At 43.4% G+C, this 18612-nt stretch carries 18 protein-coding genes; 9 read left to right on the top strand and 9 right to left on the bottom strand.

Annotated features, from left to right (window positions below):
• Positions 1-76: 76 nt before the first annotated feature.
• The 3 genes from fabV (at position 77) to R7O13_RS03405 (ending at position 5094) form a co-directional block, all read left to right on the top strand.
• Positions 77-1276: an enoyl-ACP reductase FabV gene (fabV, locus tag R7O13_RS03415; RefSeq protein ID WP_258480279.1), complete on the top strand. Its 1200-nt coding sequence runs from the start codon at positions 77-79 to the stop codon at positions 1274-1276.
• 180 nt (positions 1277-1456) lie between these two features.
• Positions 1457-3367 carry an EAL domain-containing protein gene (locus tag R7O13_RS03410; RefSeq protein WP_213866348.1) on the top strand — a complete coding sequence of 637 codons (1911 nt, stop codon included), beginning with the start codon at positions 1457-1459 and terminating at the stop codon, positions 3365-3367.
• A 71-nt stretch (positions 3368-3438) separates the two neighbouring features.
• The gene (locus tag R7O13_RS03405; protein ID WP_318302989.1) at positions 3439-5094 is read left to right on the top strand and encodes an ABC-ATPase domain-containing protein; all 1656 of its coding nucleotides are present in this window, start codon (positions 3439-3441) and stop codon (positions 5092-5094) included.
• Positions 5095-5173: 79 nt separating this feature from the next.
• On the opposite strand, the gene R7O13_RS03400 is transcribed toward R7O13_RS03405, so the two are convergent.
• On the bottom strand, positions 5174-5794 hold the full coding sequence (locus R7O13_RS03400; protein ID WP_033907081.1) for a DNA-J related domain-containing protein: 621 nt from the start codon (positions 5792-5794) through the stop codon (positions 5174-5176).
• 128 nt (positions 5795-5922) lie between these two features.
• Positions 5923-6762 (bottom strand): isopenicillin N synthase family dioxygenase, encoded by an 840-nt coding sequence (locus R7O13_RS03395; RefSeq protein WP_005376329.1) that lies wholly within the window; start codon positions 6760-6762, stop codon positions 5923-5925.
• Between the two features lie 242 nt (positions 6763-7004).
• Here R7O13_RS03395 and R7O13_RS03390 point away from each other — a divergent pair, with 242 nt between their 5' ends.
• Positions 7005-7601: a DUF2238 domain-containing protein gene (locus R7O13_RS03390; protein ID WP_005376330.1), complete on the top strand. Its 597-nt coding sequence runs from the start codon at positions 7005-7007 to the stop codon at positions 7599-7601.
• Here the strand turns inward: R7O13_RS03390 and cutA are convergent.
• From cutA to R7O13_RS03365, 5 genes are all read right to left on the bottom strand, one after another.
• Positions 7563-7895 carry a divalent-cation tolerance protein CutA gene (gene cutA / locus R7O13_RS03385; protein ID WP_017634166.1) on the bottom strand — a complete coding sequence of 111 codons (333 nt, stop codon included), beginning with the start codon at positions 7893-7895 and terminating at the stop codon, positions 7563-7565. The two genes, R7O13_RS03390 and cutA, sit on opposite strands and share 39 nt — an antisense overlap.
• Positions 7896-7909: 14 nt before the next feature.
• Positions 7910-8161, bottom strand: coding sequence for a hypothetical protein (locus R7O13_RS03380; protein WP_017634167.1), 252 nt, complete (start codon positions 8159-8161; stop codon positions 7910-7912).
• Positions 8145-9854: an SgrR family transcriptional regulator gene (locus R7O13_RS03375; RefSeq protein ID WP_318302986.1), complete on the bottom strand. Its 1710-nt coding sequence runs from the start codon at positions 9852-9854 to the stop codon at positions 8145-8147. Before R7O13_RS03375 ends, R7O13_RS03380 begins: the two co-directional genes overlap by 17 nt.
• Positions 9855-9933: 79 nt before the next feature.
• Positions 9934-10167 carry a DUF3389 domain-containing protein gene (locus tag R7O13_RS03370; protein ID WP_005376338.1) on the bottom strand — a complete coding sequence of 78 codons (234 nt, stop codon included), beginning with the start codon at positions 10165-10167 and terminating at the stop codon, positions 9934-9936.
• 6 nt (positions 10168-10173) lie between these two features.
• Complete coding sequence (locus tag R7O13_RS03365) at positions 10174-10608, bottom strand: hotdog fold thioesterase (RefSeq protein WP_005376340.1); 435 nt, start codon at positions 10606-10608, stop codon at positions 10174-10176.
• A 201-nt stretch (positions 10609-10809) separates the two neighbouring features.
• Between R7O13_RS03365 and R7O13_RS03360 the strand changes: the two genes are divergently transcribed.
• Positions 10810-11598: a M48 family metallopeptidase gene (locus tag R7O13_RS03360; RefSeq protein ID WP_155487280.1), complete on the top strand. Its 789-nt coding sequence runs from the start codon at positions 10810-10812 to the stop codon at positions 11596-11598.
• A gap of 76 nt (positions 11599-11674) precedes the next feature.
• Here R7O13_RS03360 and R7O13_RS03355 read toward each other — a convergent pair whose 3' ends face one another.
• Positions 11675-12703 (bottom strand): site-2 protease family protein, encoded by a 1029-nt coding sequence (locus R7O13_RS03355; RefSeq protein WP_054575173.1) that lies wholly within the window; start codon positions 12701-12703, stop codon positions 11675-11677.
• 422 nt (positions 12704-13125) lie between these two features.
• Between R7O13_RS03355 and R7O13_RS03350 the strand changes: the two genes are divergently transcribed.
• The 4 genes from R7O13_RS03350 to R7O13_RS03335 all read left to right on the top strand — a co-directional run bounded on the left by R7O13_RS03350 (position 13126) and on the right by R7O13_RS03335 (position 17983).
• Positions 13126-14361: an outer membrane protein transport protein gene (locus tag R7O13_RS03350; RefSeq protein WP_262664995.1), complete on the top strand. Its 1236-nt coding sequence runs from the start codon at positions 13126-13128 to the stop codon at positions 14359-14361.
• Between the two features lie 20 nt (positions 14362-14381).
• Positions 14382-16790 (top strand): VolA/Pla-1 family phospholipase, encoded by a 2409-nt coding sequence (locus tag R7O13_RS03345; protein WP_151515600.1) that lies wholly within the window; start codon positions 14382-14384, stop codon positions 16788-16790.
• Between the two features lie 136 nt (positions 16791-16926).
• Positions 16927-17136 (top strand): YgdI/YgdR family lipoprotein, encoded by a 210-nt coding sequence (locus R7O13_RS03340; protein WP_005376349.1) that lies wholly within the window; start codon positions 16927-16929, stop codon positions 17134-17136.
• A gap of 289 nt (positions 17137-17425) precedes the next feature.
• Positions 17426-17983 carry a PhnA domain-containing protein gene (locus R7O13_RS03335; protein WP_005376350.1) on the top strand — a complete coding sequence of 186 codons (558 nt, stop codon included), beginning with the start codon at positions 17426-17428 and terminating at the stop codon, positions 17981-17983.
• Positions 17984-18168: 185 nt separating this feature from the next.
• Here the strand turns inward: R7O13_RS03335 and R7O13_RS03330 are convergent, their stop codons facing one another.
• Positions 18169-18360, bottom strand: a complete 192-nt coding sequence (locus R7O13_RS03330; protein WP_005376351.1) for a hypothetical protein — start codon at positions 18358-18360, stop codon at positions 18169-18171.
• Between the last annotated feature and the right edge of the window lie 252 nt (positions 18361-18612).

Here is an 18612-nt window from a genome sequence, read left to right as displayed (position 1 = left end):
TGGTCTAGCTCAATAAGTTTTACGTAACTTTACGTTAATCTATTTTCAATTCCACTCATCGAGGATAGATAACAACATGCGAATAGAACCGTTAATTCAAGGTGTTGTTGCTCGCTCTGCGCACCCCAAAGGGTGTCATGCATCTATTAAAGAGCAAATTGAATACGTAAAGTACGCCCCACAGATCAAAAAAGGCCCAAAACGGGTTTTGATTATTGGTGCCTCCTCTGGTTTCGGCCTAGCGGCACGAATAGCCCTAACGTTCGGTGGCGCTAACGCCGATACCATTGGCGTCTCATTTGAGCGTGGCCCTTCAGAGAAAGGGGTTGGGAGTGCGGGTTGGTATAACAACGTCTTTTTTAAGCAAGAAGCAAATCAAGCCGGGCGTACCGCAATAAATATTGTTGGCGATGCATTCTCTGGTTCGGTGCGCAATCAAGTGATTGAAGCCATTGAAACGTACTTTGAGGGTGAAGTTGACTTAGTCATCTATAGCTTGGCAACCGGTGTTCGACCTAAACCTGAATCTGATGAGTTTTGGCGCAGTGTCATTAAACCTATTGGTGAACCTGTCACTGGCGCTTCTATCATGCTGGAGAACGATAAGTGGATAGAAACCACCTTAACGCCTGCAACAGAAGAGGAAGCCAATGCCACCATTAAAGTAATGGGAGGCGAAGACTGGGAAAGCTGGATTGACACACTCATCAATAACGACTCTATCGCAAACGGCTGCAAAACCATCGCCTTTTCTTACATGGGCCCTGACATTACGCACCCAATTTATCTCGATGGTACGTTAGGTCGAGCGAAAATCGATTTACACCAAACCAGTCATTCATTAAACCTCAAACTCGCCAACTTTGACGGCGGTGCTTACGCAACCGTGTGTAAGGCGTTGGTGACGAAAGCCAGTGTATTCATACCTGCTCTAAGTCCTTACCTGTTAGCGCTTTATAGAGTGATGAAGGAAAAAGGTACTCACGAACGCTGTATTGAACAAATGCAGCGACTGTTTACTACGAAGTTATACGATCAAGAGAAAGTGCCAGTTGACGGTGAACGCTTGATTCGAATAGATGACTTGGAACTTGAACCGCAAGTTCAACAAGAAGTCCACGCTCTTTTAGAACAAATGAATGCTGATAACTTTAAAGAGATTGGTGATTACCAAGGTTTTAAAGATGAGTTTATGAAGCTCAATGGCTTTAACTTTGAAGATGTCGACTATTCGCAAGACATTTCTATTGAATCGTTAATGTCGCTTAAGCCTTGATGCTTGTTATCTGTTTCAAGGATGAGATATGTGACAACTATTCCTAGTCCTGAACACTTTTCAGGACTTTTTTTTGTTTCGAGCCCTAGCCACCCTATACTTAATTAAAAAGCGAGAACAAAATAGAGCAGTCTGCATTTTTAATTCACAGGAAGTGAAACCACGTAAAGGATGACCTATATGGGGAGATTGCAAACATTAGACTACGAAATCCCTGAGTCTATGCGAAGAAGTTGGCAGGAAATCGTCAACTTACTGGCTCAAATAACGCACGTACCCACCACATTAATTATGCGTATCCATCCAGATCGCATAGAAGTAAATACATCCAGCGAAACTATAGGTAATCCTTATCGTACTGGCGATACTGAGTTGCTTGGCAACGGTTTGTATTGTGAGCATGTCATAAAACACAAAAGTGAACTTATTGTCCCAAACGCGCTTGAAGATGAAGAGTGGCAAAATAACCCTGATATCAAACTAGGTATGATCTCTTATTGCGGCTTACCGCTATTCTGGCCAAATGGAGAGACGTTTGGAACTATTTGCATGCTTGATTTTAAGGAGAATGAATACTGCGACACTTACCGGCAATTGCTTGGGACTTTTAAAGATTCAATCGAAGCGCAGCTTTCCATCGTGCATCAGCAACACAAACTTCAGCGTCTTAACAACGAACTCAAAAATAGAGTTGAGAATCGCACTACAGATTTGGCGCAGTTAAGTTATTCCCTAACGCAAGAGATTGATCGTCGCAGAGCCGCTGAAAAGCAGGTGAGCTACCAAAAAACACACGATCAAGGAACTGGATTCCTAAACCGAGCAGCACTCGAAAATATAGTCAGTGACACACTCAGAACGTTAGATCACAGTCAGCAATCATTAATCGTAATAAACATTGGTTTTAGCAATGCACGCAGTATCCAAACCCGTTATGGCTTTGAAGCTTTCGACGAAATATTGAAAGAGTTTCGGTATCGTCTTGGTAAGCGGGAGTCCAGACATTTTGTTACGGGGAGGCCTAGCTCCAATGATCTCGTATTGCTCGTTTGGGGCACAGACATCGATATAAAATTGCATCAGCTACTGAATGATATTACCGATATTGGTATGGGAAGTTTTTATGTAAAAGACACAGAGGTTCACCTAAACTCTTACATTGGTGTTGTACAAGCTCACCGAACCAGCAATGCTAAACAACTACTCCAGAACGCATGTTATGCCATGCTTTTGTGTAAAGAATCTGGCGAAGCGTATAGTTATTTCTGTGAAAGCCATTCAAATGAACTCAACAACCACAATCAACTGGAAAGCTACTTATTGCAAGCGGTAAGAAACGACGACCTAATGCTCTACTTTCAACCCAAAGTACACCCTCAAACCCACAAGTGGATTGGCGCAGAAGCGTTATTACGCTGGAGGCATCCAATACTTGGCGACGTATCCAACGAAGCATTAATACATATGGCTGAACAAAACGGGCTTATCTTTGAAGTTGGCTCTTTTGTTCTTCGAACCGCGATAGACAAAGCAAAACAATGGTCTGAGTTAATCGATAACTTCAAAATGGCCGTCAACGTTTCTCCCATTCAATTACAAAACGTAAATTTTGCAGAACAAGTGCAACACCTACTCGAGTCTTTTCATTTGCCAGCACACTTTCTCGAGCTCGAGGTGACCGAAAGCGCCTTAATTGCCGATGAGGTCGTAGCACGCACTACATTAAATAAACTGCACAAACTAGGCGTGACATTGTCACTTGACGATTTTGGTACAGGATATGCCTCGTTCAGCTATTTAAAGAAATATCCATTTGATGCCATCAAAATTGATAAAAGCTTCGTCCAGCAAATGGAAAAGTCGGACGATGACCGCGCGATAATTTGCTCTATCATACACATTGCGAAAAAACTGGAACTCCAAGTCGTGATCGAAGGCATTGAATCTCCCCAACAAGAACAGTTTCTCATTGGTGAGGGCTGTGATATCGGACAAGGTTTTCTTTATGGTAAACCTATGCCTTGTAATGAATTTGAGCAAAGTTTGTTTAATCAGCGCCTTTCTGGCGGGCAATACGCCTACTCTTCCTAAGCATTCTCTTTACTATGAGGGCGGTGGTTTCTATAATCGCCGCCCGCTTCTATTAAAAGGCCAATATCTTCATGGATCAGTTGACTGCCACGCTTAAGAAAATTGAAAAGCAGAACTACCGAGCTTATCAGCAAATCAAAGGTCAATACGACTTCACTGATTTCACTTTGTTTATCGATCATGTACAGGGTGACCCTTATGCATCGGCGTCACGTTTTCGTGCGACTCGCGCATGGTCTTTGACTGGTCTTGAGTGGCTAAGAGACGAGTCTCCTGCATTTCAAATAGGTGCACGTGATTTTATTGCGCGTAGTTTTGAACAGTTTGCTAAACAAGAAAACTCAGTATCAATTTCACTGACAGGCCAAACTGTACTGGATAGCACCGCGGTGTTGTTTACTGAAGAAGGTATTGAACTGCGTTTTCGAGTTAACTTACCAGCCGAAGGTCGTTCAGTATTGGGGAAAAAAGCCAACAACATACTGACTTTCCACCTGCCTAAGTTTATCCGTCGAGCAACTTTAGAGCGTGAACTCGACAAAGCCGCTTTAATTAAGCACTGCCAAGTTGTTGAAGACCAAGATGCCCTGCGAGAACAGTTGGAGGCCAATAACTTAGTCGCGTTTGTCGCAAACGGCAGTATTCTTCCTCGAATTGCAGGTAATTGCGACCTTCCTATGAAAGAAGCCGTTGAGTTTAAAGCCCCTGAATCTCTACAAGTCACTTTACATGCGCCAAACAAGGGTCATGTCACAGGATTAGGAATTCCAAAAGGTATCACACTGATCGTAGGTGGCGGCTTCCACGGTAAATCTACCTTATTAAATGCAATAGAGCGTTCAATTTACGATCATATTCCAGGAGATGGTCGCGAATACATTGTTGCCGATAACAAGGCTATGAAGATTCGTGCCGAAGATGGCCGATGCGTACACCACTTGAACCTGTCGAACTACATCAACCATTTACCGATGGGTAAAGATACGGCGGACTTTTCTACTCAAGACGCATCAGGCTCAACGTCGCAAGCCGCTTGGCTTCAAGAGTCTATTGAAGCGGGTGCAAGCACATTATTGATTGATGAAGATACTTCTGCTACCAACTTCATGATTAGAGATGAGCGTATGCAGGCATTGGTGGCAAAAGGTGATGAGCCAATTACTCCTCTCGTCGACCGCATTGGTCAATTACGAGATGATCTTGATATCTCTACCATTATCGTTATGGGTGGGTCGGGCGACTACTTAGACGTTGCCGATACCGTCATTCAAATGCACGACTACCAAGCCGTTGATGTAACTGAAAAAGCGAAAGAAGTTATCGCTCAGCACCCTACTCAACGCCATAACGAGTCAGAAGAACGTTTACAGACCTTCCCACCTCGAGCACTGAACCGCGTTGCGTTGATGAATATTCTGACTGACGGCAAGTTCCGTGTGAATGCGAAAGGCAAAGAGTCACTTCGATTTGGTAAAGAGTTTACTGATCTTAGCGCTTTGGAACAGATAGAGTCAGCCGATGAAGTCAACACAATTGGCTGGTTATGGTTCCAAATTGCTCAACTTCCAGGTTGGTGTAATCATCCAGCGAAGGAAATTGAAGAAATGCTGTCTGGTGAGTGGCATGCCGCTCTTCCTAAGCAAGGCGACTTAGCCAAACCACGTACACTAGACGTTATGGCTGCCCTCAACCGCATGCGAAAATCTCAGTTTAAGTCATCATGCTAGTTTTGATACGCTGACAGAGACAGTTCAATCAAAAGGCAGTTATAGTTAGCTGCCTTCCTTTATCTTTATTCTTAGCGAATCATTCGTTTCTCAGTACATTCCACGCTTCACAAAGAACTCTAAATCTTTCTGCATTGCCATTTTCTCGATCAGGATGCCAACGAAGCGCGAGTTTTCGCCATTGTTTTCTAATTTCCGCAGGCGTAGCGTCAGTGTTAAGTTCAAATAGTGACAGTGCCTTTGTCTTATCTACGCTGGCTACTGACGAACCACCGATGAACTTTTGATAAGTTGTCCAAAATTCATTCAACAGTCGACGCACTTCATCTTCGTCCGCTTCGTAATTGCGCCAATCTAAGTAATACTCACGCAAAGGATCATGAATATCGATCTTATGCCTCAAAGCTTCCATCGAAGACATGAGCTGAATATCCATGGCTTCGACTTGAAGCCAACTATCCGGATACAGAGTGTCTTGCAGTTGATATAATGCATTCATGATCAGGAAATTTCTTTTGAATAAATCCTTATCGGGAGAGTCGTCCAGCTTTGAGATATAACCTTGTTCACCCAACGAGCTTGCCAAGGTGTGCACTTTCCAATTAGAGGGCTGTTTTCTCAGAATTTCTAGCATTGGCCAAAGCAGCGGATTTTCTATTGCATGAGGCTCAATACTACTGACAGTACGTTGTCCTTCCATTCATCCTCTCTGACACGAGTTTAGGGCCCCATTCTCGGCACAAAAAACATAGTTTCCATTTTGTAGCATAAATGCAAAAAGGCCGATAGTCATTCACCATCGGCCTTTGTAAGGAGATCACGTAAAGGTTAAATAACCCCTAGCTCACGTAAACGTTCCATAAGGTAGCTATGTGCAGTGTAGCGCTCAGATAACACCACTTCCGGCTTTGGATGCAGGAACAACGGTAATGAGATACGTGACTTTTCTTGACGGCCACCCGTAGGGTTGATTACACGGTGAGTCGTTGAAGGGAAATAACCACCTGACGCTTCTTGAAGCATATCACCAATGTTGATGATTAAGTTTCCGAAGTCACATGGTACATCGATCCAATCACCCTCTTTACTCTTTACTTGCAGTCCAGGCTCATTGGCAGCAGGCAAAACCGTTAACAGGTTAATGTCTTCATGCGCAGCAGCACGAATAGCGCCTGGCTCTTCTTCGCCTGTCATCGGTGGGTAGTGAAGCACGCGTAGTAATGTTTTGTCACTGTTATTGATCATTTCTGACAACGCGATAGAGAACTTCTCTTGAACGTCCTTAGGTGCGTACGCTTCAACCCAACCTAATAGCTCTTGAGCAAATGCATTGGCACGCTCGTAGTACTCTAAGATTTCAGCTTTAAGCTGCTCTGGGATCTGCCCCCAAGGGTAAACATGAAAGTACTCTTTGATGTCTTTCACTTTGTGCCCTTTCGCCACTTCAGACACAGAAGGTGGGAAGTAGCCATCTTGGGTGTCTACGTTAAAGTGAAAATCATTCTTTTGATCTGAACAGAAAAACTCATGCCAGTTTTTGTAAATTGACTCTACAAGCTCTTGTGGAATCGGGTGGTTTTTCAACACACCGAACCCCGTTTCGCGTAGAGAGGTAACGAACTGTTGAGCAGCATCGTCAGCAAGATAATCGACAGTTTCCAGTTTCATGGCTTTACTTCTTTTTTATTAGACTGAATCATGGATTCTATGGATGGGCATGTTGTAAATCAAACTTTAATGAAAAGTGCACGCGCAAACGTTTTAATGTTGAGCAGTTTGCCAATAAATCAACATTTTCAGTGATCAAAAAACCCATTAAAATATCAATTGCACACCGTTCAATTAAGTGTAATCATTAACACAATCTATGGAGTCCCACTGTAAGATAAATTGAAGGATCAAATAACTCTATGAAAAGCACCTCGACACTCTTAGGATTAACGATTTTTTATGCCATCGTGTTTTTATTTTCTGCGTTGGAACCTAACTCACGTGCAGTTTGGTTTGCGGAGATTATCCCGGCGATTGGTATTCTTGTTGCTATTTGGGCGATTTCGATTCGCTATCAGTTCAGTAATACGGCTTACTTTTTAATGTTCATCTGGCTCTGTTTGCACACTATCGGTGCGAAATATACGTTCTCCGAAGTGCCGTTTGACTGGTTTAACGACATGATTGGTTCAGAGCGAAATAATTTTGATCGCGTTGCGCACTTTTCAATTGGCCTTTACGCATATCCGATCGCTGAATACTTGATAAACAAAAAACGGTTCAACAAAGCGTTCTCTTGCTGGTTTGCTTTGTTTGCTATCATGTCACTTGCTGCTGGCTATGAGATTATCGAATGGTGGTATGCGGAGTTAGCTGGTGGCGATGAGGGAATTGCCTTTCTGGGCTCGCAAGGTGACATATGGGACGCCCAGAAAGATATGTTGTGCGATACCGTTGGTGCAGTGTTGTCGTTATTCTTAATGTCGGCTCAACGTCGATTCTCTCAACCATTCTAAATAAGGGTTAAACCCATCAACAATTGGAACCTGTACGATTTGAGCGACCTCGTATTCGTGCAGGTTTTCTATTTTCTCTTCCACCAATTCATAAAGTTCTCGACGAGTTTTGATGACTAGCAACCATTCGTTGTCAGTACAAACCTCCCCTTTCCAAACGTAGTGGCTTTCAATAGGCATTGTTTGAATACACGCGGCTAATTGGGCATCTAGCAAACCTTTAATGATCTGATCTCGATTTTTTTCATTACTGGTTGTACTTAAAACCATGCAATAGTCATGTTTCATACTCATTTTCTAGCCCTTTATTATTTCATCGTCACTTTGCCGCCAATCATTTTGTAAGCGGGGGTTCCTCTTACTAGGGTATCTCTTGCAAACTCTTGTCCGCAAGCGGGGCAAATACATGGGGTTTGTGTGAAATCGTCAACAATGCGCTCTTTGAAGCATTTAACCAGTGCTCCTTTCCCGCCTTTACGGTACTTGAATAGTTGAGTTTTACACTTTGAGCAATAGATATCGACGGTTTTCGTCGGCTGCTTCTTATTCGGTTTCGCCATGGTTACTTTCTATATCCGGTTTGACCCATACATTATTAAAATCAAACCAACCTAAGGCATTACACTTTGCATTTTGTAACGCACCGCTGTGGTCTTTATTCACGCCTAGCCAACAGTGAAACATAGGAATCACCTGACAGCTTTTTACTAACTGTCGTCCTAGCTCACGCGCAGGAAAGTCTGTGTGCATCCCAGCACGCCATTGATCGACAAGTTTAGCCCATTCACTAAAATCGTAACCTGAACTGAACTTCTCAATATCACTGTAATCCAGGAGCCAGCCCGCCAACGCGTCATTTCGGTTCGTTGCAATACCCATAGCTTTCACCCAGATATCCACTTCCTCCGGTGCGGGCGGTTGAGAATCATAACGAATAAACTCAACCTCTATACCGTGCGGTTTTAAGAGTGTCTTGATGGCCTTGGCAACTACTGGAAACATCGGATGCTTTTTCTGATACGCTACGGAAATTACCTCATTAGCCTGTGGTACGCTGCCCGCTTCTGCTGGCCTAAGATCAATCCAACCGGGCTTAAGGCCAAAGGCTTGCAATACTCCCAGTTCCATCACTTTATCTTGTGGGACATGCGCGTAAATCTGGTGACTGTTGAGGGTTTGCGAGAGGAACTCTGCCCAACGAGGATCTTTTGCAATCCCAGTGTTTTTGTTTAGTAATAGGAATGTACAGCCAGGGTCCAGCTCGACTTCATCGGATGAACCTTGTTTATCCATCTTCGGTTTTGACAGGCTTGGATAAACCATTGAGGAATAGGCTTCATCGATTACCCACACCTCCACCTGGTCAAGTAAAGGGCGAAAACCAAAGTAGCCATCAAAAGCAGTCAAAATAAGACGCTTATCATCATTCATTTTAACTTGGAACGGCCCTGTCCCTATCGGTTGTCTATCGAAGCTTTCAGAACGCAAAGCACTCGGTAGCAAAATTTTTGCTTGCGACTCACTCAGAGCCAGAGGAAGGTAGCGATCAGGACGGACGAGCTCAATATCAACGGTCCACTCTTGTGGTGAAGACACCCGCTTTATGTGAGAAAACAAGTTCAAGCTATTTAACGCAAGCACACTTTCAAGAACACAACTGGTTGTTAACGGTTCACCGTTATGAAAGCGTACTCCACGACGAAGATAAAAACGCCAATGTGTATCAGAAATTGCTTCCCACGTGTGGGCTAAATCTGGTTGAAGTTGTTCATTTTCATCAAGGCGAGTGAGTCCGCTAAAAATTTGTCTGGCGATGTGCTGTTCAGAACGCCGCATCGGTTTCTGCGGGTTTAACATCGACAATGGTCGATAATAAGGCAAACGCACGACCTGCTCGCCCTGTCGATGTTGAAGCCCTAAATAACCTTGGATGACCTGCGTCAATCGTGCCGCATCGTTATCAAGCGCATCTAGAGCCTGACCGATTTTCCCTTCATCGAGATAACGCCTGGCGAGGTTTTCGCTGACGTCGCTTCGATTACGCTTAAAAACGAGTTTCGAAAGTTTTCCTCGACCCGCTGCCGGATGCCACTCAATCCAGCCCTCTTCTTCAAGTTTATTTAGAACAATACGAGCATTACGACGTGTACAAAACAACGCTTCGGTGATGTCTTCGAGCTGAACGTCCGTATCGTGACCGGAAAATTTTTCAAACAGTGTTTCGAACTGAACACGTAAACGAGGGCTACTCATAAAGAGGAAATTCTTATCTTGTTGTCGATAAGCTAAGTTTCCTCATTTTTACCAAAAAGTGCAAACATCACACTATAAATTATTGAATATCGATACCAATTTCTCGCGAAAGTTCAGCCAGTTGTTCCTCGTTGTCCAGCTTGATAGACCATTTACACTCTGCTCCATGAGATAAAACAACGTTCGCTCCTCTACCCAGCAACTGAATTGCATCGGTTTGCGCTTGCAAGGTTACCATTGCACTGCCGGAGAGCTTAATCACTATTTCACGCTGGGTTGCAATGATTTTTCCTAATGAAAACTCAATCACCATCTTAGTTTATACCGACTTTGTTTTGTGTTGTTTCACAGCGATGGTCAAGCGACTGGTACACACTAAACGGCCTCGCTCATCAGTGATATCGATTTGCCACACTTGCGTTGAAATACCCAGATGAAGCGGTTTTGCCGTACCAATCACATGACCACTTCGCATGGCTCGCACATGGTTCGCGTTAATATCTAAACCGACGCAGTAGCTGCCCTCATCGACAGAGAAGTTTGCAGCTAATGAGCCTAATGTTTCTGCGAGCACGACTGATGCACCACCGTGAAGCATTCCTAAAGGTTGATGAGTAAAGCTGCATACGGGCATGGTTGCTGTAAGGGAGTCGTCAGTGAAATCTGTATATTTAATTTGTAGGTGCTCGATCAGGGTATTTTTTGACGTGGCATTCAGAATCTCTATGCTTACGGGCTTTTTCCATATACTCATTGTTTTACTCTTAGTTTCACAAACTGGTTTGTTAGGTTGTAACGATGTGCTAGGAAGCTAGCATAGACGCTACTTGGGCATAACTTCAAGACGTAACATCTCACCTTCTTTATTAATCAGATGAATAACTTGATCCATGCATCATGTTACTATTTGGGTATATACTATTGCTTCAAAACAAAAAATTAAATGGAGCCTGTTATGAAGGTATGGATGAAAGCCTCTGCTCTTTTAACTATCGCGGGTTTAACAGCGTGTAGCGCATCACCGACGGGTCGCAACCAGATCCTGATGTTTTCAGATCAGGAAATGTCATCGCTTGGAGCTAAATCTTTCGAACAAATGAAGAAAGATATCCCAATCAGCAAAGACCGCAAAACGAATGCCTACGTTCAATGCGTTGCCAAACACATCACTGACAGCATTCCCGCTCAATCTGGATTTAAAGACTGGGAAGTCGTTGTTTTTGATAGTGAACAAGTCAATGCGTTTGCTCTACCAGGTGGGAAGATCGGCGTGTATACCGGGCTTTTAGATGTCGCGAAAAACCAAGATCAGTTGGCAACAGTGATTGGTCACGAAGTCGCTCACGTCCTCGCTGACCACAGTAATGAACGTCTCTCACAAAGTCAGTTAGCAAATGCAGGGTTGTCTCTAGCAAACGTTGCCATTGGCGCTTCCGAGTACAAACAGTATCAACAAATGACGATGGCGGCACTTGGTGTCGGTGTTCAATACGGTGTTATCTTGCCATACGGTCGTACTCAGGAATCCGAGGCTGATATTGTCGGGCTGGAATTCATGGCAAAAGCAGGTTTCGACCCACGTCAAAGTGTCGATTTATGGAAAAATATGAGTGCTGCATCAGGTGGTTCTCAACCACCTGAATTCTTCTCAACCCACCCATCGCACAGTACGCGCATTAAAGATTTACAAGCAACCATAAATAAGCTGCCTGCGTATAACGCGAAAGCACCAAGATGCGGCTAATTGATTGCTACTATCGTCTACCTACTTACTTGCCAAATAACAAAAAGCTCCCTAGGGAGCTTTTTAATGATTCTAATCAAGTGCCCAATATCTGTAGCGGCAAACTTAACAAACTATCTCCGAGAGTGGCAAAATACCAGATGATAGAAACAAAACCTCCGACAGAGACCAAGTACCAAGCCAGTGAGAATAGCTGCCCATAACGGGTTAATGGCAATAAATGGCTTTGATGTCGAGCTCTCCATTCCATCACCACTTCCAACATTCCCATTAACAATAAAAACCCTAGCAACGTCAGACCGAAATAGTAACTGATAAAAATGCCTAATAAAGCGGTCGCAATACTGCCAACTAACCCGACCCAAGTATTCATTGAGAAGGTAATACTTTTGAGCACATGGCCACCATCTAATGGTAAAATAGGCAGCAGATTAAATAGGTTTAGCAAGGCGTTAAACACAGCAAGCCCAGCGAAGATTACCTCACCAGTCATCCAATAAAGCAAAGTAAAAACAATACTAAGTACTAAACCGAAAAATGGTCCCATGATTGAGATAACCACATCCTGCCAGCGCGTGTTTATCTTTTCGTCACTTAGCGCCAAACCACCTAGGAATGGAATCAAATAGATTCCTTTGGTCTTCATTCCAAAATACTTCATCGCTCTAATGTGACCATATTCATGAAAAACCAAACAAGCGATCAACGCTAGCGCGAACTCGATGGAAAATAGCCAAGAATATGCAGCGAGACTTGCAGACGCTAACGCCACTTTAATAACTTTCGCACTTTTAAGTGCTTTCATCCCAAGAGATACGAGGCCTATTACACTTAAACGCTTTTCGGATGGTGGCGTAACTTCTGGCACTTGGCGCTCGATGTCTTTTTCATTTCGACAACCTTCATTGATGAGCTCACCGTTAATTGTGACCTTGTAACTCAATTCAAAAGGTTGCCATGTTAAAGAACACTCTAAATGACAGTTCAGGATTTCCTCACCCGCAGAGAGCCTAAACTGGTGTAGACAAGTCTCTGCGGTATTGTCACTGGCATCGATTTGAGACACCAACGTATTATCCCAATATAACTGCTGCCACCCAGCCATCGATCCTTCGAGCCTTAGCGAACGACCTAAAAATTCAACATTCAGTAATTCCAATGCGGTTCCTATTGCGTCTATTGAATAACTACATAGCGAGCGCGAATTATGCCTGTGAAGTGAAGAAACAGCAAAGCGAGCTATCTCTTGATTTGATCGTTATTTAACTATAAAGCTCGCAAAACAATTCTGGTCGTACCATCCTCTTCAAAAATATAACGATAATACATGCCCTTACAAGCCATCGTTTGACCTATGCATCATATTTAAAACGCAAAATACGCTCAAACTTTGACAAGTTATTAAACATACAATTAACATTACATTTACATCACCGTTGTATTTCGCGTATTAACAATTGGTGTAAGTACCACACAACAATTACAAGGACTTCGGTCCAGCATTATGACACCCTAGGAGGGTCAAGGATGAACAAGAAGCACTGCTCTCTGCTTACAATTTCAATATTGTTTGCGTGTAATGCCCACTCAGCGGGCTTCCAGGTAGCTGAACATTCGGCATCTGGTCTTGGTCGAGCATTTTCAGGTGAAGGGGCTGTCGCAGATAATGCCAGCGTCCTTGCTCGTAACCCTGCAGCAATGACACTTTTCAAAGAAGCTCAATTTTCGGGCGCGTTATCTATCATCGACCCTGAAGTCGATGTGTACGACACTGTAAACAATGAACACGCGAAAGATGTCGCTCCTTTACAGATCGTGCCAGCAGGTTATTACATCAGCCCTATCAATGATAGCTGGGCTTGGGGTATCGGTATGTTCACAACATATGGTGTTGCCACTGACTATCCAAATGATATTTCCGCAGGTGATATGGCGGGTGACACTTCCCTACTTTCAGTAAACATCAACCCTAATGTCGCTTACCGTATCAACGAGTCTTTCAGTGTCGGTGGTGGTATCAACCTAGTTTACGCTGAAGCAGAGCTGACTCGCCACAAAGGCGCACTCGCCGGTATTTTAGGTGGTAATAAGTCCGATAACCTTGTCGGCATGGAAGGTGAAACTTTCGCTTGGGGTTGGAATGTCGGCGCTTTATTTGAGCTAAATGAAAACAACCGTTTTGGCTTTGGCTACCGCTCTAAGGTTGATCTAGATTTTGATGACGGTGAGTTTAGTAGTTACGACTCTGGTCGAGCTTCATCACCAAAAGTTGATGGCCGTTTAAAAATCTCTCTCCCTTCAATTATCGAATTATCGGCTTTCCATCAATTGAATGAACAATGGGCTGTACATTACGGCTGGCAACAAACCGACTGGAGCACATTTAAAGAACTAAAAGCGACCAGTAACGAATGTAATGACGGAGTATGTTTCTTTAAACCTGAGAAATATGAAGACAACAATCGCTACTCCATTGGTGCAACTTACATACTTAATACAGACTGGACATTCCGTGCAGGCTTTGCGTACGACGAACAAGCAGGTGAAGCAACATTGAGTATCCCTGACAGTGACCGTTTTTGGTACAGCGCGGGCCTAACTTACGCAATGAATGAGAATTTAACTTTCGATGCAGGCTTTGCACTTGTTAAGAGTAAATCAGGCTCTTTCACTGAGAAAAATGCTCTGGGTGAAGAGATTAAGTTTGACTCAGAAGGTACTGCTTACATCAGCGCGGTACAGATGAACTACACCTTCAAATAATGGGATTACGGAGTAAACCAATGAAACACACGTTTAAATTATCAATGCTTTGTTCTGCAATCCTTCTTGCTGGTTGTGGTGATGATACCTCCAGCTCTGGTACTTCCGACAAAGTTCAATTTGAAGATGAAGTCCAAGCATTGCTTGATCGCGAAACATCCATCAGTTTTACGCTTCAAGGAGCGAACGCAGATGTACCGGCACCGTCTTACTTATTAATGGACACAAGCGATGGTACGCTTGGTCTGCCAACTGATGGCGATGATGCTTTAACCAACCCTAGAGCCTCAATGAACACGATGGATGGATGGTCAACGTCTATGCCAATCGTTCTTAACTTCAACGGCGACGGTTTTGCAACGGGCATGCTGTCGTCTGGTGTTAAAGTCATCAAGATTAACCAACGCTTAACCGAGTGGGACGGTAAATCTAACCCAATCGAAGAGGTACTCGTTCAGAATCAGGACTACGTAGTTCAAGCAAAAGGTAGCTCTCTATACATCCAGTTCTTGGCTGCACTTGATGAGTCAAGCGAGTACATTTTTGCGGTTACACAAGATGTTACTGACGTGAATGGTGAGCCAATTGGTACATCAGCCAGTTATGCGACAGGTAAATCGAAAGAAATCGTTTATGAAACTGGCGACCTTGCTTCTGTTCAAGCAGTCACTCAGGCGGTTGAAGGCATTTTTGGTCTAGCTCAAGTTAATCCTAACGACATCGTTTACTCCTCATGGTTCAGTACCCAGTCTGTAGGTGATACGTTAGCGGCAGTCAAAGGAGTAACCGCTACTGGTTTTTCTACTGGCGCAAACACACTAAATACCGTTTACAAAAATGACTCAAACGAAGGTTCAGTAGACTTATCAACGGCCTACACAATAACGCTCGGTGAAACCCAAGACTTTAGCACTGCGCTAGACTCTGACGATGACTTTAGTAAATACATTAGCGATCTAGACGCAGCTAAAACGGCAATTAAAGGCCTTTACATGCAATCAGGTGCCGATGTAAGCGTGACACAAGGTGTGGTAAGACTGCCTCATTACTTGGAAAAAGGCGCAAGCTGGAACATGCAACCAATGGTATCTGCGATGCCAAGCCTAGCGAAGCTAAGCGCAGCATTAGCGGATCCGAACGAGCAAGCAAACATGGTTCAGCAGCTATCAACAGGCGTTTTTGCAAATGATCCTGTTGATGTGACAAAGCTTGCTACAGATCCTACAGAGCAGCTAAAACTTGTTGGAGCTAAGCTTACTCTTACCGATGGTACCCAGCTTGATAGTGAGCGTATTATTACTCGCTACTCGCCTGTTCCCGTAGTGAAATCGGTTGAAGATGTCGAAGTACTGGTCTTCACACCTAAATCTGGCGTCGCGACAGACGTTGTGATTTATCAACACGGCATCACCTCTGCGAAAGAGAATGCGTACGCGTTCGCGTTCAATATGGTAAAAGCAGGTGTGGCAGTTATCGCTATTGACTTACCTATTCATGGTACGCGCAGCTTAGATGAACAACGTTCCGCAAATGCGAATGTACTGGCTTATCTAAATCTTTCCAACTTAGCCGTTGCGCGTGACAACCTACGTCAAAGTGTTCTGGATGTGTTAGGTTTGCGCGCTAGCTTGGTAGTATCTGCTCAAGGCGGTCTTTTAGCTGGAGGTCCTCTGCAAGGCTTCAACCCAATGACGGGTTCAAAAGTCAAAATGCTAGGTCATTCACTTGGCGGTATTGTCGCTACATCTGCCGTCGCAGCAGCAAACAATACATTGGGCAGCCCTACTGCGGATGCACTGTACACCTTTAGTTCTGCATCAGTACAGAACTCTGGTGGACAAATTGGTAATTTGTTACTGGGTTCAGACAATTACGGCCCTCAGATCAAACATAACCTCGCTTATGCAGCATCTAAAGACTATGCGAGTTACGCTGATGCATCATGTGCGGATCTAGAAGATAAAACATGTTACGAAGCATTTGAGGCTGCGGCAACGGAAGCTCAAGTAGCAGCGCTAGAAGCAGGTTTTTCACAATTTATCTATGCAGCACAGACTACACTAGACACTGTCGATCCGTTCACAAACGCTTCAGATTTAGTGGCATCTGGTTCGCTAACGACACCATTCTTTATGACAGAAGTGGATGGCGATAGCACAGTACCAAACAGCGTTCCAAATGCACCATTCGCGGGTACTGAACCGCTCGCTAATAAGCTAGGGTTGAAGACTGTGAACAGTACGGACACTACTGTGAATGCAACTGCGAGCTTTGTACAGTTTAATGCTACTGCATCGCACAGTACTTTTGCTTCGCCAAATGGCACTTTGTCTGATATTGATCATCATGTAGAGATGCAGATGGAAAACACTGACTTCTTAATGGATGACGCACTAACAGGTGTCACTAACACTTCTGTTTTGAAGTAATCGCAACACCCTTCCTACCAAAGCCCAGTTTCTACTGGGCTTTTTCATTTCAATTGTATTCAAACCCACTCATATTTCCTCTGCTATAGTTAAATCGATGTCTTTGCCTAACTCACTTGTTTAAAAGGAAAACTCTATGCGCGTATTGACTGTTATTGCCACTGTATTACTTCTTGCTGCATGCGGAAGTAGCCAATATCTGATGTCGACAAATGAAGGGAAAATTATTACCTCTTACGGTAAACCAGACCTGAACGAGGAAACGGGTATGTACGAGTATGAAGACATGGATGGTAAAGAAATGAGCATTTCAAAAGAGCAAATTGTCCAGATTGTCGAACGTTAACTACAGGCCCTCTGTAAATTAGAGGGCTATGTTCTAGCCACCCTCTCTCTACATTTACCTCTTTTAGGCTTGTAATCGTTGTAGAAATTGACACAACCAATTCATAAGCCAAAACAATTAATAGAGTCTTTTATACTTCCGTATTATTTATTTAGCGAATATTTTACATCTTCACCTTAATCAGGTTGGAGTATTGTAAAATCTAGTCTTTAATTCGCTAACACCCTTTTATTTCTCAGGATAAAGTGGATAATACCGCCACAAAATAACATTACTAAGGTGAGTCCTTATGTCTATTGAAGCTACTCTGCTTGCGCGCTGCGAGTCAAAATGTGAACTGTGTTCTTCTGAATCTCAACTAACTGCATACGCTGTCCCACCTCACGGTAATGTGACGGTTGATACTGCCATCATGGTTTGTGATAAGTGTCTGGGTGAGATCGATGAGCCAAAAGACATTAACCACTGGCGTTGTCTAAACGAAAGCATGTGGAGCCAGGTTCCTGCTGTACAAGTGACTGCATGGCGCCAACTCACTCGCCTAAACACAGAAAGCTGGGCTCAAGATGCTCTTGACATGATGTACATGGAAGAAGAGCAAATGAACTGGGCAATGAAAGGGATGTCTGCTGACGATAAAACGGTTGACTGTAACGGCACTGAACTTAAGAAAGGTGACGATGTAACAGTAATTAAAGACCTACCAGTAAAAGGCACTAACCAAGTAATCAAACAAGGTACAGTGATTCGTGGTATTAGCCTTGGCGATGATCCAAAGCTAGTTTCGGGTAAGGCAAATGGTGGTCAGTCGATGTACGTGATCGCAGAATACTGCCGCAAGAAGTAATATCTCACTTCAGTCAAGTCAAAACGGGGCACCAATGGTGCTCCGTTTTTCTATACAACACTTAATCTACTATCATGTCTACCTCCTCTAGAGTGTTTCTTTTCTAGGGCGTAGGTTGAGTAGACATGTTTGACAAATAAAAAAATACCGGCTCATAGGCCGGTATTTCTTACACTATTTCAATATTAACGGTACATACCGATGTCTTTTTGAATATGTGCTGACAAGTCTTCTGCGTAGTAACTGCGTGGCGCAGTGTTATCTACAAATAGAATGTCCAGTAAGTGAGCAATCAGTCCTTTGAAGTTAACCGCGTAGGTTTTCTTATCCATAGAGGTTGGTAAAGCTACATTTGTCATTTGCATTGCTTGTGCCATGATTGCCTCTCTTTAAAAGCAGTAGTCTGTTTAGTTGGTTGTATATTAGTCAGTTTATTATTGTTTAAGAAATGACAAATTTTACCCATTCAGATTAGAATTTATAATAAAACAAACTCATTACAAAACTCAAAAATACAAATGAATAATAACGGCATAAATAATCACAATTGCTGCGATTACATTGAATAACTGAACATTACCTGCATAATCGCCCCTTAAGCAACAACATATATTTAACAATATTTTTCG

It is taken from the genome of Vibrio sp. Y176, from assembly GCF_033438945.1.
This window is presented reverse-complemented; position numbering and strand designations above follow the sequence as displayed.

Coding starts and splice junctions, on each gene's coding strand:
- R7O13_RS03410 (WP_213866348.1), top strand. CDS start 1,457: ATGGGGAGATTGCAAACATTAGACTACGAAATCCCTGAGTCTATGCGA.
- R7O13_RS03405 (WP_318302989.1), top strand. CDS start 3,439: ATGGATCAGTTGACTGCCACGCTTAAGAAAATTGAAAAGCAGAACTAC.
- R7O13_RS03345 (WP_151515600.1), top strand. CDS start 14,382: ATGAAACACACGTTTAAATTATCAATGCTTTGTTCTGCAATCCTTCTT.
- R7O13_RS03365 (WP_005376340.1), bottom strand. CDS start 10,608: ATGAGTATATGGAAAAAGCCCGTAAGCATAGAGATTCTGAATGCCACG.
- R7O13_RS03400 (WP_033907081.1), bottom strand. CDS start 5,794: ATGGAAGGACAACGTACTGTCAGTAGTATTGAGCCTCATGCAATAGAA.
- R7O13_RS03375 (WP_318302986.1), bottom strand. CDS start 9,854: ATGAGTAGCCCTCGTTTACGTGTTCAGTTCGAAACACTGTTTGAAAAA.
- R7O13_RS03330 (WP_005376351.1), bottom strand. CDS start 18,360: ATGGCACAAGCAATGCAAATGACAAATGTAGCTTTACCAACCTCTATG.
- R7O13_RS03395 (WP_005376329.1), bottom strand. CDS start 6,762: ATGAAACTGGAAACTGTCGATTATCTTGCTGACGATGCTGCTCAACAG.
- R7O13_RS03340 (WP_005376349.1), top strand. CDS start 16,927: ATGCGCGTATTGACTGTTATTGCCACTGTATTACTTCTTGCTGCATGC.
- R7O13_RS03380 (WP_017634167.1), bottom strand. CDS start 8,161: ATGGCGAAACCGAATAAGAAGCAGCCGACGAAAACCGTCGATATCTAT.
- R7O13_RS03355 (WP_054575173.1), bottom strand. CDS start 12,703: ATGGCTGGGTGGCAGCAGTTATATTGGGATAATACGTTGGTGTCTCAA.
- cutA (WP_017634166.1), bottom strand. CDS start 7,895: ATGAGTATGAAACATGACTATTGCATGGTTTTAAGTACAACCAGTAAT.
- R7O13_RS03350 (WP_262664995.1), top strand. CDS start 13,126: ATGAACAAGAAGCACTGCTCTCTGCTTACAATTTCAATATTGTTTGCG.
- R7O13_RS03370 (WP_005376338.1), bottom strand. CDS start 10,167: ATGGTGATTGAGTTTTCATTAGGAAAAATCATTGCAACCCAGCGTGAA.
- R7O13_RS03390 (WP_005376330.1), top strand. CDS start 7,005: ATGAAAAGCACCTCGACACTCTTAGGATTAACGATTTTTTATGCCATC.
- R7O13_RS03360 (WP_155487280.1), top strand. CDS start 10,810: ATGAAGGTATGGATGAAAGCCTCTGCTCTTTTAACTATCGCGGGTTTA.
- fabV (WP_258480279.1), top strand. CDS start 77: ATGCGAATAGAACCGTTAATTCAAGGTGTTGTTGCTCGCTCTGCGCAC.
- R7O13_RS03335 (WP_005376350.1), top strand. CDS start 17,426: ATGTCTATTGAAGCTACTCTGCTTGCGCGCTGCGAGTCAAAATGTGAA.